The organism is Paenibacillus sp. FSL M7-0420 (assembly GCF_038002345.1).
Taxonomy (GTDB): Bacteria; Bacillota; Bacilli; order Paenibacillales; family Paenibacillaceae; genus Paenibacillus_AQ.
Genome location: NZ_JBBOCJ010000001.1, coordinates 4,431,828 through 4,447,513 on the forward strand (window position 1 = coordinate 4,431,828; position 15,686 = coordinate 4,447,513).

The 15,686-nt window shown below is 52.6% G+C and carries 14 protein-coding genes; all 14 read right to left on the reverse strand.

What is annotated here, in order from left to right:
* Nucleotides 1-415: 415 nt before the first annotated feature.
* The 14 genes from MKX51_RS18965 to panC all read right to left on the reverse strand — a co-directional run bounded on the left by MKX51_RS18965 (nt 416) and on the right by panC (nt 15,685).
* Nucleotides 416-1,183: a DnaD domain protein gene (locus MKX51_RS18965; protein WP_340939741.1), complete on the reverse strand. Its 768-nt coding sequence runs from the start codon at nt 1,181-1,183 to the stop codon at nt 416-418.
* A gap of 24 nt (nt 1,184-1,207) precedes the next feature.
* On the reverse strand, nt 1,208-2,503 hold the full coding sequence (asnS, locus tag MKX51_RS18970) for an asparagine--tRNA ligase (protein WP_076156680.1): 1,296 nt from the start codon (nt 2,501-2,503) through the stop codon (nt 1,208-1,210).
* A gap of 21 nt (nt 2,504-2,524) precedes the next feature.
* Nucleotides 2,525-3,733 (reverse strand): acetate/propionate family kinase, encoded by a 1,209-nt coding sequence (locus MKX51_RS18975; protein ID WP_340939739.1) that lies wholly within the window; start codon nt 3,731-3,733, stop codon nt 2,525-2,527.
* On the reverse strand, nt 3,730-4,602 hold the full coding sequence (locus MKX51_RS18980) for a 3-hydroxyacyl-CoA dehydrogenase family protein (protein WP_340939738.1): 873 nt from the start codon (nt 4,600-4,602) through the stop codon (nt 3,730-3,732). The genes MKX51_RS18975 and MKX51_RS18980 overlap by 4 nt, the downstream gene beginning before the upstream one ends.
* 132 nt (nt 4,603-4,734) lie before the next feature.
* Entirely contained in the window at nt 4,735-6,237 is a 1,503-nt protein-coding gene (locus tag MKX51_RS18985; protein WP_340993469.1) for an AAA family ATPase, read from the reverse strand.
* Nucleotides 6,230-6,772: a hypothetical protein gene (locus MKX51_RS18990; protein ID WP_340939735.1), complete on the reverse strand. Its 543-nt coding sequence runs from the start codon at nt 6,770-6,772 to the stop codon at nt 6,230-6,232. Before MKX51_RS18990 ends, MKX51_RS18985 begins: the two co-directional genes overlap by 8 nt.
* 225 nt (nt 6,773-6,997) lie before the next feature.
* A complete protein-coding gene (locus MKX51_RS18995; protein ID WP_340993470.1) occupies nt 6,998-7,759 on the reverse strand; it encodes an aminoglycoside adenylyltransferase domain-containing protein in 762 nt (253 codons plus the stop codon).
* A 280-nt stretch (nt 7,760-8,039) separates the two neighbouring features.
* Complete coding sequence (locus tag MKX51_RS19000; protein WP_340939731.1) at nt 8,040-8,561, reverse strand: cell wall elongation regulator TseB-like domain-containing protein; 522 nt, start codon at nt 8,559-8,561, stop codon at nt 8,040-8,042.
* Nucleotides 8,562-8,590: 29 nt separating this feature from the next.
* Nucleotides 8,591-9,892 carry an amidohydrolase gene (locus MKX51_RS19005; protein ID WP_340993472.1) on the reverse strand — a complete coding sequence of 434 codons (1,302 nt, stop codon included), beginning with the start codon at nt 9,890-9,892 and terminating at the stop codon, nt 8,591-8,593.
* Complete coding sequence (locus MKX51_RS19010) at nt 9,882-10,532, reverse strand: redox-sensing transcriptional repressor Rex (RefSeq protein WP_036698060.1); 651 nt, start codon at nt 10,530-10,532, stop codon at nt 9,882-9,884. The genes MKX51_RS19005 and MKX51_RS19010 overlap by 11 nt, the downstream gene beginning before the upstream one ends.
* 156 nt (nt 10,533-10,688) lie before the next feature.
* Nucleotides 10,689-13,550 carry an ATP-dependent DNA helicase DinG gene (gene dinG / locus MKX51_RS19015; protein WP_340993473.1) on the reverse strand — a complete coding sequence of 954 codons (2,862 nt, stop codon included), beginning with the start codon at nt 13,548-13,550 and terminating at the stop codon, nt 10,689-10,691.
* Between the two features lie 115 nt (nt 13,551-13,665).
* A complete protein-coding gene (locus tag MKX51_RS19020) occupies nt 13,666-14,304 on the reverse strand; it encodes a tetratricopeptide repeat protein (protein WP_340993474.1) in 639 nt (212 codons plus the stop codon).
* Between the two features lie 114 nt (nt 14,305-14,418).
* Nucleotides 14,419-14,802, reverse strand: coding sequence for an aspartate 1-decarboxylase (gene panD, locus MKX51_RS19025; protein WP_036727238.1), 384 nt, complete (start codon nt 14,800-14,802; stop codon nt 14,419-14,421).
* Complete coding sequence (gene panC, locus MKX51_RS19030) at nt 14,795-15,685, reverse strand: pantoate--beta-alanine ligase (protein WP_340993475.1); 891 nt, start codon at nt 15,683-15,685, stop codon at nt 14,795-14,797. The genes panD and panC overlap by 8 nt, the downstream gene beginning before the upstream one ends.
* Nucleotide 15,686: the final 1 nt, after the last annotated feature.

A 15,686-nucleotide genomic window follows, 5' to 3' on the forward strand; every position in this document is an offset into this window, starting at 1 on the left:
TGGTTGTGAGGCATAATTCCGCCATCGCTTCGACTGGCTTCGACCGAAATCTAGTGCATTTATACCCCTCATTTTGCTCGTTAAGCTACTTTTGCTCAAATCAAGTGCATTTATACCCCTCATTTTGCTCGTTAAGCTACTTTTGCTCAAATCAAGTGCATTTATACCCCTCATTTTGCTCGTTATGCCACTTTTGCTCAAATCAAGTGCATTTATACCCCTCATCTACTCATTTAGCACACTTTTGCTGATTTCAGGGGCACTTCTGCCCCTCAGCCCCATTGCCGGCCCACGTTCAGCCCACTCACAACCAGGAAATGAAAAAAAAATGCCCCTTAAGCCACATACATGACTTAAGGGACACCTTAACCGGCCGGGCATTGCCCTGGACCGGCATATATCTATTTCGCTCCGCTCATCTGCCGCCGCCCCGGAATTTCTGGGAATAGGCTTTGACATCCTGGGCATTCTTCACCCGGTTGCGGGCCCATTCCAGCAGGATGCGGTCAATATAGCGGAAATGAACTTTTCCGGCGAAGACAGATTCCTTCAGCGCGAGCAGAATCAGCTCTTCGGGATAGCGGTCTTCATCCACCCAGCCGGAAATGGATTCACATTCCATGGGGGATAGCGGACGCCCGAATTCCTTCTCGAAAATGCTGAACAGACTGCGTCCGTCTTCTGACTCCTTGTCACCCGGCACAGCCGGGCGGCCATAGCCGCCATCCGGTGCTGTAGCCCCGGAGTAATGAGCCACTGCCCGGGCCCCTGGCTCCCGCCCGCTCTGGCTGGGCTTCTCCTGAGCATTCTCCCGGGAGAGTTCCGCCAGATAAGCACCCAGCTTCGCGTATAAGCCGGAGAAGTTATAGCGCTCATAATGGATGTCTCTCAGCTCGTCGTTATCTCCGTCGATGCTGATGAACCCCTCCTTCATGAGCTTCTGCAGCTCTCCGGCAATCACCGGAATACTGCGCCCGGTTACTGCCTGCAGCTCCTCCAGAGAAGGAAAGTCAATCCCCTCTACCTGTCTGAAGGAGAGCAGGTGAATCAGCAGCATGGATTCACTGCCGGTCAGATTCAGCTTCCGGTAATATTTCAGGAGTGCATAAGGAATGACGGCCATTCCGTTCTCCAGGCCGAAGGCTACGCCCTCGCCCCAGGTATTCCAACCTTTTCCGTCCATACTTAAGCCCCCTTTCCCTATTCTTTAAGGGTAAAGACGGTACAGTGTACGAGGGAAGGCAATGGTCTCACGGACATGGTCCAGACCGCAGATCCAGGCTACTGTACGCTCCAGCCCCAGACCGAAGCCGGAGTGTGGAACCGTGCCGTAGGTGCGCAGATCCATGTACCATTTGTAGGTGTCCATAGACAGGTTATGTTCCTTGAAGCGGGCTTCCAGCAGCGCCGGATCATCAATACGCTGTGATCCGCCGATGATCTCCCCGTAGCCTTCAGGAGCAATCATATCCGCACACAGCACCACTTCCGGACGATCAGGATGCGGCTTCATATAGAAAGCCTTGAAGGAAGCCGGATAGTGGGTAATGAAGACCGGTCTGTCGCTCATCTCGGCAATCGCCGTCTCATGAGGAGCCCCGAAATCATCGCCCCAGGCAATTTCATAGCCCTTTTCATTCAGGAACTTAATCGCATCGTCATAGCTGATACGCGGGAATGGTGCTTTGATGTTCTCAAGCTTCGAGACATCGCGGCCCACCGCTTCCAGCTCAGCGCGGCAATTCGTAAGCACGGACTGCACGACAAAGCTGATGAAATCCTCCTGCACACACAGGCTCTCTTCATGATCGGTGAAAGCCATTTCCGGCTCAATCATCCAGAACTCAATCAAGTGGCGGCGGGTCTTGGATTTCTCTGCACGGAAGGTAGGCCCGAACGAATAGACGCGACCCAGCGCCATGGCTGCGGCTTCCATATACAGCTGTCCGCTTTGGGTAAGATACGCATCCTCTTCGAAGTACTTGGTGTGGAACAGGTTGGTCGTGCCTTCTGCTGACGTTGGTGTCAGAATCGGCGGGTCCACCTTCGTGAAGCCGCGCTCATTGAAGAACTGCTGAACTGCGCGGATAATCTCCGCACGAATCACCATTACCGCCCGCTGCTTGGAGGAACGCAGCCAGAGATGACGGTGATCCATCAGGAAATCGACGCCATGCTCCTTAGGTGTGATTGGATAATTCTCGGTAAGATGCAGAACTTCAATGCCCGTAACCGTCAGCTCGTAACCTGACTGGCTGCGGGGCTCCTCACGGATGATTCCGGTCACATACAGCGAGCTTTCCTGGGTGAGGCTCTTGGCATCATCCCAGACCTGCTCAGGGACTTCTGATTTCACCACAACCCCCTGGATATAACCGGTACCGTCGCGAAGCTGCAGGAACTGAATTTTACCGCTGGAGCGCTTGTTGTTCACCCAGCATCCGATGACAACAGTCTCTCCGACATGCTCATTCACGTTCTTGATTACACTCTTGTTAGCCATGCCTGTAATCTCTCCTCTAATTTAGCCGTTAATTCCCTGCACAATACGATAGGTATCGCGTGCAATCACCAGCTCTTCGTTCGTCGGAACCACAAGTACCTGTACCTTGGAGCTTGCAGTAGAGATACGGCGCGGATCGCCCGAACGAACCTTGTTGGCTTCGGCGTCCAGCTCAATACCCAGGTAGGACAGGTTGCGCAGGACCTTCTCACGAAGCAAGGACGCATTCTCCCCTACACCGGCAGTGAAGACGATAACGTCTGCACCGTTAAGTGCTGCGGTGTAAGCCCCGATGTATTTGCGAAGACGGTATTCGTACATTTCGAAGGCCAGCGAAGCATTCGGCTCGCCCTTCTCGTATCCTTCGATAATTTCCCGCATGTCGCTGCTGATCCCGGAGATCGCCAGCATACCGCTGTGCTTATTAAGCATAGAGTTGACTTCACCATGAGTCAATTCTTCCTTGTTCATTACGTAAGGAACAATAGCAGGGTCGATGTCACCGCTGCGTGTACCCATCATCAGACCTTCAAGCGGAGTCATCCCCATCGAAGTATCTACAGAGATACCGCCGTCTATAGCCGTGAGGCTGGCACCGTTACCGATGTGGCAGGTAATGATCTTCAGCTCTTCCAGCGGACGTCCGACAAACTCAGCCGCAGCCTTGCTTACATAATCATGGGAAGTCCCATGGAAGCCGTAACGGCGGATCTTGTATTTGCTGTACAGTACTCTTGGAATAGCGTACAAATATGCTTTCTCAGGCATGGTGGAGTGGAAGGCTGTGTCGAAAATAACGGTCTGCGGCACACCCGGCATATTGCTCTCGGCAGCCAGAATACCAAGCAGCGCGGCAGGGTTATGCAGCGGAGCCAGGTCGAACAGACGGCGGATTTCGGACTTGGCTTCCGTAGTAACAAGTGCGGATTCCTTAAAGCTCTCTCCTCCGTGTACTACGCGGTGGCCTACAGCATTAATCTCGTTAATGGATGCAATGACGCCGTGTTCCTTGTCAGTCAGATTCGCCAGAACCTTGCGGATCGCTGTAGTGTGCTCCAGAATTTCGCTAACCTCGGTAACTTCCTGTTTGCCGGTTGGTTTGTGGGTCAGAATGGAGGAATCCATACCGATACGCTCAACCAGACCTTTGGCAAGTACGGATTCATCCGTCATGTCATAGAGCTGATATTTCAGAGAAGAACTGCCTGCGTTAATTACTAATACTTTCATACCCGGTCACCATCCTTGTCATACTTGAAGAAGCCTTCGCCCGATTTCGCACCCAGTTGTCCAGCACGCACCATCTTCTTGAGAATGGTCGAAGGACGGTACTTGAGCTCGCCGTATTCACGGAACATGTTCTCCAGTGCGGCAAGAACGGAATCCAGACCGAAGCGGTCTGCCATTTCAAGCGGCCCGTTCTGGAACTGGTAGCCGATGCGCATAGCGTCATCAATATCTTCAGGAGAGGCAACCCCTTCCTGGAGCACATGCATAGCCTCGTTAATGAACAGGCAAATGAGGCGTGAAGATACAAATCCGGGGGATTCGTAGATCATAACGCCTTTTTTCTCAACAATCTCATCGACAAAGGCTTTGGTATCTTCAAATGTGCTGTCCGAGGTTTTCAGACCGCGCACGATTTCAACCAGATCCACCTTACCTACAGGGTGTATGAAGTGCATGCCGATAACGCGTTCCGGATACATTGTAGAGCTTGCAAGCTCAGTCAAGCTAAGCGTTGACGTATTGCTGGCAAGAATAATGTGGCTCGGACACACCTGATCGAGCTGATTGAATACCTTTTGCTTGGCTTCCAGATCTTCAACGATGGTCTCAATGACCATATCGCAGGAGCTCAGTTCAGCGAAATGTGTAACCTTCTGGATACGGCCCAGGATCAGCTTCTTCTCCGCCTGGGTAATCGCCCATTTCTCCAGCTGCTTGTCGAGACTGGTCTCGATCATTTCGTAGGAGTAGTTCAGCCGTTCTGCAGTTTTCTCCACCAGCATGACATCCAGGCCCTTGGCTGCCAGCATTTCGGCAATCCCTTGTCCCATTGTGCCTCCGCCGATGACACCGATCTTCTTAAAATTCATGTAAAAGTCTCCATCCTTTCAGGTATCTATACTTCTGTATTGTACCTTGTCTGTCGAAAAAAATAAGTAGCCCGACATATAATGATATCTTAGCATGTCTGAAAAGTAAAAAAAAATAACCGGCATAAAGAATTATGCCGGTAAAAGGACACTGTCACGAAATTGACAACGAAATTGCTCTCCGGAGAGAACTTCTTCCTTCATTAAAATGTCAAGGGAGTAATCAAATATATTTCTCTGCTGCTCCAGCAGGTCCTTAGTACGGATCATAAGCTCATCCAGTATCTTACTGTTTTCCTTCATTAATTCTTCGGTGGTAACCATTTGCAGATTCGCAATGCCCAGCGAGGTGAGCCCTGACTTCATCATCGTCTCAACGATATTCAGCGCCTGATCGAAGTCTCCACGGGAACCGGTACTGCGTCCGCCGTAATACATCTCTTCGGCAGCCGCTCCGCCAAGGGCAATCATAATCTGGTTCTCCAGGTAATCCTTCGTGTACAGATACTGCTCGGTCTGCGGATTATGCCGGACATACCCTAGAGCCTGACCGCGCGGAGTCAGTGTTACCTGGCTAACGCTTCCGGGGCGCAGCAGCTCAGCCATAATAGCATGTCCAAGCTCATGAATCGCTACCCGCTTCTTCTCTTCATGGTTGGTCTCACGGTCGGTCTTCTCACCCATCATCACCTTGTCGATCGCCATCGACAGATGACGCTGCTCTACCAGGGTCAGATTCTCGCGCATCATGTAGATCGCGGCTTCGTTCATCACGCTCTCCAGCTGCGCACCCGAGAAGCCGTAAGCTTCTTCGGCGATTTTATCCAGATCCACGGTATCATGCAGCGGCTTGTTCTTGGCATGCAGGTCGAGAATCGACTTGCGGCCCTTCTTGTCAGGCATATCCACCTGAATATGGCGGTCAAAACGCCCCGGGCGCAGCAGCGCAGAATCCAGCATCTCCTTGCGGTTCGTTGCAGCTACCAGCAGAATGCGCGGGGTATCATTGTTATAAATCCCGTCCATCTCCGTCAGCAGCTGATTGAGGGTCTGATCATATTCACGCTGTTGTCCGCCTTCGCGCTTCCCGCCGATGACGTCGATTTCGTCAATGAAAATAATGGCGCTTTGCTTATTCTCCTTGAGTGCGCGTGTGCGGGCATCCTTGAACAAATCGCGTACGCGTCCCGCACCCACACCGACATACATCTCAACGAATTCACTGCCCGAGGCAGCTACAAACACGGAGCCCGTATAATGCGCCGCAGCCTTAGCCATCAGCGTCTTTCCTGTTCCCGGAGGACCTGTAAGCAGAATTCCCTTGAGCGGGCGAATCCCGAACTTGCTGATTTCTTCGTGCCGGATCAGGAAGTCCAGCGCTTCACGCAGCTCCTGCTTGGCATTGTCCTGTCCGCCGATCTCTTCAAAGGTCAGCTTGGAGGGGCCGTTCTTCTTGCGCTTCTTATCTGCACCTGCATTAACCGTCAGACCGCCACGGGCATGGGCAATGAACAGGAGCGCGGCAACCATACCCAGCGCTATGATTACAGGGAAGATATTAATCCCCACAAAAGCCATAAAAATCAGCATGACCGGAACGAATCCGGCTACAACCTCTTTCCAGTACTTAGGCATTGTTCCACACTCCCATCTTGGCTGCTGCACGCGGCAGAATAATGAATTTGCTCTCTGTGCCGTTGCTCAGGCTTACATACACATTGTTGTCGTCAATCTCTGTGGCGGCTGTAACCCCGCTGTACTTGCTGTCCTGCTCCTTCAGTCCATCCAGCTTCGCTGGTATCAATGTATACTTCCGGCTCTCCATCGCTTCTGCTACAGAGAACATCGCTTTATCCCAGTACTCATCCAGCAGCTCGCTCGGCTTCTGCTCCACATCCAGCTTCAAGGTCCGTCCGTCAATAGCAGTGCTGCCTTCTCTTGATACATACTGCACCAGCTCACGTAATTTCGTGCCCGGCTGCAAATCCAGTTTCAAAGTGACCTCATTGCGTTTAATAGTAATATGGGAATCCTTCACTCCCTCGTAGGATGATACCAGCTTCTGCAGCGGCTCCTGCACCGCGAATGTACGGTAAGAATACCAGCCGCCAAACAATAATGCAGCAGACAGCAGAGACGTTAGCAGTACAGGCATGAGACGCAGTTTCAAGAAACGTCCTCCTCTCAAAAATGACCGAGCATAACTCTATAATAAAGACCATCCAGCGTGTCTAGCGCCCATCCGAGACTGACATGCTCTTAAGCATGTCCTGATACAAGTAGTAGTATATCACAGGTGTATATACGATTTTACATAAAGTTGTGAATATATTTAAAATTTTTGATACTAATTTCTGGATGTTTCATGCACTTATCATTTTTGCCCGGCCAATCTTCAGTTCGGAGTCCGCTTGATTTCAGCCATCATATATTCCGCAAAATCAGTTAATTCGCCCGGTTCATAGCCTTCTGCGTCCCCCGCACCGCTATATTCCTTCAGACACTGTCTAAGCAAGCCGTGATAGACTTCAGGCAACTGCTGCAGCCCCCACTCCCCGCCTTCCTTCTTGGAAGAAACATGACCTTTCTGCATATAATAGATTACCCTGCATAGATTCAGTGTGTAATACACCGGTGATTTCTTAATATTCTGCGGCGCATCATCGATATCCCTGATAATGGAATCCAGATAGTACCTGTTGTCTAGCGGCGCAAAGGCCTCGCGGATCGGCTCCCCGTACAAGATAAACCCGCGATGGTAGACTACTGTAAAATGCGCCGCCAGATCAGCATCCTCAAAGCCGCCGCACAGATAATTCTCATCAGTTCTGTACCGCTCTAAATGTGCTTCCGAAAAGTGAAATTCAAAAGGCGTAGGATACACAAAATTGCGCAGGTATGTCTTAAGGACGATAGATAGTTCAATTCCGCGCTTATTCGGCAGACTGTCATGATAAGCTACAATACGCCTGGCAAGTCTATGACTGACCTCTGCGGGCAGCTTGTCATGTACGACGATCAGCAGATCGATATCGCTGGTATCGGGGTGAAAACAGCCCATCGCCAGTGAGCCATGCACGTAAATTCCCGACAGATTCTCCCCCAGCTCCTCCTTGAACAGATCCACCGCCTGATACAAATATGCCAATATTTCCAATTTCATCAACCTCCTTGTTACATTCAACATGCAAGTTATTGATAGCAGATTAGGGATTACTTTTAATATATCAATTGATATATCTCAGAAGTGAAGGGGTACTGATTTCCTTCATCCCTCACCGTCAAAATAATAAAATAACCCCACAAAGTGGGGCTTTAGCGTAGGTGTTGACTCAGGTACTTTGCGGGGACCTCAAAACATATAAATTTATCTGTTAAAAAAACGGAAGAACAGATAAACTGTTCCCCCGCATGTATTCTTCCGCTGAGCGCTTAGCTTAGCGATTCGGCAGACTGTACCCCTCACCGATGGCGCTGCCATCCTTGAAGCGGTAGAAGCTGTAATAGAATCGCCCGTCTTTTTTGTAAAATAGCTGCCAGGCATATTCCCCGTTGTATACACCGGGCAGCAGCCGTTCGATCGTAATGTCCGGCAGCTGAGCGGCTATGATTCCGCGCATTTTCTCTTCTGAGGTGCCATTGCTCAGTTCCTCTGCATACAGGTCGTTGTCGCCTCCGGCAGGCTTGCCCTCCAAGGTGAAACGGACCCACACCATCAGATCGGTCCCTGCTTCATTTTTACCGGTCAGCACCCAGTAGATCTCATTCTCATTCCAGACAGATTTCTGGGCCTTGGTAACCTCTGTTAGTCCGGCACGCGCCCGGGCCAGCTCCTTGGCCTCACTCCGCTCGTTCCACTGGTCCTTCATAATGTAGGCATAGAACTGGCTTAGTCCGAACAGAAGGAGCAGCACCACGGTAATCCCCAGCCAGATCCATCTTCTCCTCTTCTTCTTCACCACGCTGCTTCCTTTCCCGTTCCCCTGAATTACCGTTTAAGCAGGCTCTCGAACGTCTCCTGTGCTTTGCGGCGGATGGCTTCCTCATCAAGTGTCAGGCATTGTCCATGCTTCACAACCTGCTGGCCGTTCACCCATACATGCTCCACATCCTTGGCACTTGCCGAATATACGGCATGGGAGAGCAGATCGGTATGCGGCAGCAGATGCGGCTGGTCAATATCAAGTGCGATGAAGTCGGCCTTCATTCCTGCGGCAAGCCGGCCTACCCCGCTTAGGAAAATAGACTGCGCCCCATACTCCGTAGCCATCAGAAGCGCCTCAGGAGCCGGTACCGCTGTGGGATCACCACTTACGCCCTTGTGAATCAGAGCCGCCAGCCTCATCTCTTCGAACATATCCAGATTGTTGTTGCTTGCCGCGCCGTCTGTACCCAGGGAGACCTTAATCCCGGCTCTCAGCAGTTCAGGAACACGCGCAACCCCGCTGGCCAGCTTCAGGTTACTGCCGGGGTTATGCGACACGCCAACGTTATGGCGGGCCAGAATCCCGATCTCTTCATCGTTCAGATGAACCCCGTGGGCAATGAGCGAAGGACGGGTGAACATCCCGAGCTTCTCCAGATGTGCGACCGGACGCAGGCCGTAGTCGGCCACATTCTGCTCCACTTCATGGCGCGTCTCGGACATATGGGTGTGCATTGGCAAGTCCAGATCATGGGCAGCCTGCACAAACTTCATGAAAAACTCTGGAGGACAGGTGTACGGTGCGTGCGGTGAGAGCATGGTCGTAATTCTGCCGTCAGCCTTGCCGTGCCAGTTACGGGCAAAAGCAATCGCCTCAGCGAGCTTGGATTGCTGTACCTCTTCCGGGCACAGCCCAATTACGCCGCGCATCAACACAGCACGAATACCGGACTGCTCGGTCACTTCCGCTACCCTGTCCATATGATCATACATATCGAGGAAGGTGGTTGTCCCGCCCTTCAGCATCTCCAGCACGGACAACGAGGTTCCCCAATATACATCATCACCAGTGAATTTCTCTTCCATCGGCCACATCTTCTCCTGCAGCCAAGACTGAAGCACCATATCGTCGCCGTATCCGCGCAGCAGTGACATTGCAGTATGACCATGGGTATTGACCAGACCAGGCATGAACAGCAGACGGCTGCCGTCTACGACCTGTGCGCCATCCTCCACTGCCGGCTCAGCTTCACCTATGTAAGTAATCAAATCATTCTCCAGGGTCATGTACCCGCTCAGAACCGGCTTGTCACTGCCCGGAACCAGGAAGTGCCCATTCTTGATTATCGTGATCTTACTGCTCATCTTCAGCCTCATCCTTTCCATCATGCAGATAATAGGCCAAGCTCTGCAGATCGGTGGTGAAATCTGCGGCATGAATCCGGATATTGGCAGGCGTCTTGAGAATAACCGGTGCAAAGTTCAGAATCGCCTCGATACCGGAATCGACAAGAATATCAGCTACGTTCTGGGCTTCGCTGTCGGGCACGGTAATAATCCCGATCCGGATGCCCTGCGAGCGGATTGTACTGCTTAGCTCCTCCATCGGCTGCACAACCAGCGAGTTGATCTGCTGGCCTACCTTCGGCGGATAGGCATCGAAGATGGCAGTAATCTTCATCGTATCCTTTAAGTAAGCGTTGTAGTTAGACAAGGCATGACCGAGATTACCGGCTCCAACCAGTGCAACATTAATTTGCTGGTCAAGCTTCAGGATATGGCGGATCTTCTCAATCAGATAAGATACATCATAGCCGATGCCTTTTCTGCCAAAATCACCGAAATAAGCCAAATCCTTACGGATCTGGGCGGGATTCAGATCAAGCTTCTGGCCCAGCTCCTGGGAAGAGACTGTGGAGATTTCACGTTTTTGGAGATCGTTCAGGAAACGCAGGTACACTGGGAGCCTGCGCACGACGGCCTCCGATATTTTATCCGATTTCATGTATTCTCCTCCTTCAAGTTGATGTAACATCACAAATTCGCTTCATGTAATGCCGATTATAGCAACCGTGCCCCGCCGCCTGCCGGAGTGGCAGGGCAGGCGGGAACGGATCTTCAGGTTAATCATGACTTATTAATAATAGCAATAGCAGATGAATTAGGAAACCCCGCCGTCATCCAGCCATTCGGCAATTCTCGGGACCATCTGCTCGGTGAGCATATGCTCCATCTTGGGACCGGGGAGCGAGTACAGGAAGTACTTTCCGTAATGCGATTCGATGACTCTGGTATCGTACACAATTACGATGCCCCGGTCCTGCGCCGTGCGGACCAGCCGCCCGAAGCCCTGCTTGAAGCGGATGACGGCCTGCGGCACGGACAGCTTCATGAACGGATTCTTCTTCTGTGCCTGAAGCAGCTCCGACTTCGCTTCTGCCAGCGGGTGATTCGGCGGCTGGAACGGCAGTCTGACAATCGCCAGGCAGGTCAATGCTTCTCCCGGGATATCCACCCCTTCCCAGAAGCTGCTGGTACCCAGCAAGACCGAAGCCGGGCTATCCTGGAAGCGGCGGATCAGCTTGCTCCGGCTGCCGCCTTCCACGCCTTGTCCCAGCACCGCGATATCCTGTGAGGCAAGTGCCTCCTTCAGCGGTTCATACACCTGGCGCAGCATCTTGTAGGAGGTGAACAGCACCAGCATCCGCCCCCGTGTTGTTACAGCTGTCTCGGCAAGGGAGTGCACGAGGGTGTCCACAAAGCGGGCATCCCCTATACTTCCCTTGACGCTCGGGAAGTCCCGGGGAATGACCAGGAGCGCCTGCTCACGATACTTGAATGGCGATGGAAGCAGTGCAGTCATCAGACGCCGCTGCTCGGCAGCCTCGCCAAGACCCAGGTTATCGATCATGAACTGGAAGGATTTATCCACGGATAAGGTGGCCGAGGTCAGGATAATGCTCTTCTTCTTATCGAAGAACAGCTCCCTAAGCTGGGTGCTGACATCTACGGGAACAGCATACATTTGCAGCGACTTACCCTTATAATTACCGCTTCCCTCCAGCCAATACACGATATTCTCATCGTTCAGGCTCATGAAGAAGCGGATCTGCTCTCTAATGGATGCCAGATCCTTGAATAACCCGCCGATATCGGTCACAAGGCTGTCTGAGGAGGATTGGCTGTCCGTGTCACGCATCTCACTGAGCATTTTGTCGCCCTTGCGGATGATATCGCTCAGACTGAGGTTCAGTGTATTCTCAAGGGCAGCCAGCTCCTCCCAATCCTTCGGCTTCTTGCCCGGCTGCAGGCGTGCCACCAGCTGGCCTGCTTCACCGGCCCCGGCATCGCTGCGCTCGGGCAGCAGGCTGAAGAGCCGGTCGCTGAGCGCATCCCAGGACTCCTTCACCGTCAGCAGATCTGGATAGATCCGGTCGATCACGCCGCTCCATTCTGAAGCCTGCTCACTGCCCGAAGACTGCAGACTCTGGCGGAGGGCAGGCAGCTGCCCGCTCCGGCTATCCTTATAGAGACGGGTGAGGGTATGGGCGAATGTGAAATATTTCATCTGCATGCCAAGATGCTTGCCGGCAATATCCTCCAGATGATGGGCTTCATCAATAACAAGATGGTCGTACGCCGGAAGAAGCTGATGCCCGGCTTTGACATCTGCGAACAGCTTGGAGTGATTGGTGACCACCACATCGGAGATCCCGGCTTCATGCTTGGCCCGGTGGTAATAGCATTTGCGGAACCAGGGACAGGCGCGTCCCAGGCAGGAGTCGGTATCACTGGCTACAGTCTCCCAGAAATCGCCGCCCCGCCCGCTTAAGTTCAGCTCCTCATCATCGCCGGTCGTCGTCTGGGTCAGCCAGACGAGCATTTGCGCAGCGGTGAGCGCTTCTTCCCTTGGACTCGTAAAGTCCTTTTTGTTCATTCTATGTTCGAACTTGCGCAGACACAAATAGTGCCCTCTTCCCTTAAAGATGGAGGCCTTGAACGGGAACGGCACAACGCTGGTTAAGAGCGGGATATCCCGCTCCCGCAGCTGATCCTGAAGGTTAATGGTATGCGTGCTGACCATCACCTTCTGATCACTTTTCACACTATGGTAGATGGCCGGAAGCAGATAACCCAGCGATTTGCCGGTGCCTGTTCCCGCTTCAATCAGCAGATGCTTGTCCTGCTCAAGCGCTGTAATGACCTCATGGATCATCAGCTCCTGGGCTTCTCGGCTCTCATACTGGGGAAGAACAGCCTTCAGCCGCTTGGTTACCTCATCCATATATTCTTCAAAGGTAATATTATCCAGCGGATTGACGCTTCCTTCCTCCCGTGGCGTAGCCAGCTCTGCCCAGTCCCCCACAGCCAGTGCAAGCTGGCGGTAGAAGCTCAGCTCACCTTCCGGCTGAAAGGTCTCCATCTCCCGCTCCCGCAGCAGACCGTCGAAATACCAGGCCAAATCACTGTCTTCGTCCGCGAACAGCTCATTCAGCCGCTGAATCGTCAAGAGCGGCAGACTCTGCAGCTCTTCCAGACATTTGAGCAGCACAATAGCCGTGGCAAGCGCATCACTGTCCGCCTGATGGGGACGGTCATGCGTAATGCCGAAGTGGCTGCTTACCGCGCCAAGCTGATAGGTGCTCAGCGAGGGAAAGCATATTTTGAGAAAATCGATCGTATCCAGAATCCGCCCCTGAAACGGCAGATAGCCGCAGCGGTCCAGCGCATTCTGCAAAAAATGAAAATCAAACGCGACATTGTGTCCGACGAGGACGACATCATCCAGCAGCGGCACCAGCTCCATCATCATCTCATCGAGCTCCGGCGCATCCTGTACATCGCTGTCTGTAATTCCGGTCAGGCCCGTAATAAAAGGAGGAATTGGCGCTCCGGGCTTGACATAGGAACCATACACCCGGGAGATCGTCCCGTCTTCTTCTATAATGGCAAGGCCAACCTGGATGATCTCTCCCACAGATTGGGTTCCCGTAGTTTCAAAATCAAGCACGGCAAATTTCATTATAAGTTCTATTCCCTTTCACTTGAGACTCTTTATCAGCATAACAGAAGTTACGAAAAAAGGCGATGCACACCCCGGGAAACGGGGCGCATCGCCTAAAGAAACCGAGGATAAATTATAAAAGCGAAACCAGCTGATGGCCAAACTCCAGCTTCCCGCCCCGTCTGCGGCATACCTCCAGATTCACATTCGGCTCCGGCAGATCCGGGTCATGCAGCAGCGACAGGCTGAACAGCTCACTGGCCTCATTGAAGCGTTCCTGGGAAGCCCGGATACAGCCCAGCGCATTATAGATCATCGCCTTCAGCTTCTCCTCACGGATCAGGCCCAGCATGTGATTCAGATGTCCCCAGGCGGTATCGCCTTCTCCCTCCTGCAGATAAGCCATGGCCAGATACAGGCGGGCAGCGAGGCTGTCCGGATACTGTGCCGTAACCTCCCTGAACTGTTCAATGCATTTGCGGTACATCAGCAGCTTGTAATAGCCCTGGCCTCTGACAAAAGCATCCATCCCAAGCTCGGGCGCTTCCTCTTCCGGCAGCTCGTCTGGCGGAGCCTGAAAATCCGCCTGTTCCCGGAACTCGCTCAGCTTCTCGGCGAAGACCAGCCATTCGTCCATTACATTATCACTGATTCGGTGGAGCATATTATACTTGGATAAAAGATCGCTTCGGCGGGCACCCTCCGCAGTAGGATAGTCGGCTTTGATCTCCTGGAGCATCTTGTTCATCTCAGCAAATAAATGTTGAAACACCGGACATCCCACCCTTACTGATAATGAAGTCAGCTTAAGCTTGCCTTACTTCATTATCAGCAAGTACAGGGGTCTTCATCCCTGCCATTGATTACATGGCTCAAAGCTCAGAATTCAGGCAATCGTCGCGTGAATCTCATGATCCGCCAGCTTCACCGGCTTGTTGCCCGCATCAACGAACACTACAGTCGGCTTGTGCGCCGCCAGCTCCTCGGAGGACATGACAGCGTAGGATATAATAATCACTGTATCGCCAGGCTGTACCAGACGCGCCGCTGCCCCGTTCAGACAAATGACGCCGCTGCCGCGCGGACCCGGAATGACATAAGTCTCCAGACGGGAACCGTTATTATTATCCACGATCTGCACCTTCTCGTTCTCCAGCAGATCTGCAGCTTCCATCAGATCTTCATCAATGGTAATGCTGCCCACATAATTGAGATTGGCTTCAGTGACCGTTGCCCGGTGGATTTTGGATTTCATCATATGTCTAAACAAGAGCGTGTGCCTCCTTAGGAATAAATACATTATTATCGATCAGACGGGTTCTGCCGAACTTCACGGCCAGAGCCATTATAACCTCTCCGCCCGCATCCGTCAGCCTGCTGCCGCCTTCCAGCTCTTCCAGATCAGGGAAGGTTAGAATCTCCGCATAATCAATGACCGCAAGCGGCGATTCAGCAATGACCGAGACCAGCAGGGCCCGTGCTTCATCTACGGTACGAATGCTGCCTTCTTCCATAGCCTGGCGCACCTCGCGCAGAGAACGGGACAACACCAGCGCCTGTCTGCGCTCCTCGCTGCTCAGATAGACATTGCGGGAGCTAAGCGCCAGCCCGTCTTCCTCGCGCACAATAGGACAGGCGATAATGTCCACATTCATGTTAAGGTCAGACACCATCCGGCGGAGAACCGCTACCTGCTGGGCATCCTTCAGTCCGAAGAAGGCGTAATCCGGCTGCACGATATGAAACAGCTTGCTGACCACAGTAGTTACTCCGTCAAAATGTCCCGGACGCGAAGCGCCGCAGAGCTGCGACGTAAGCGAGGAGACCGATACGCCTGTACGGATCGGCTGCGGATACATCTCTTCTACACTGGGGATGAACACCAGGTCCGCACCTTCACGTTCAGCCAGCGCCAGATCACGCTGCTCATCCCGCGGATAAGAAGCAAAGTCCTCATTCGGGCCAAATTGCAGCGGATTGACAAAAATACTCATCACCACCGTGCCGCTCTTCTCCCCTGCCTTACGCAGCAGACTGGCATGTCCTTCGTGCAGATAACCCATGGTGGGTACAAAACCAACGGGGCCATGGCCCCCTTGACGCATATATTCAAGCGCTTCGCGCATTTCAGCAATCGTTCGGATGACTCTCATG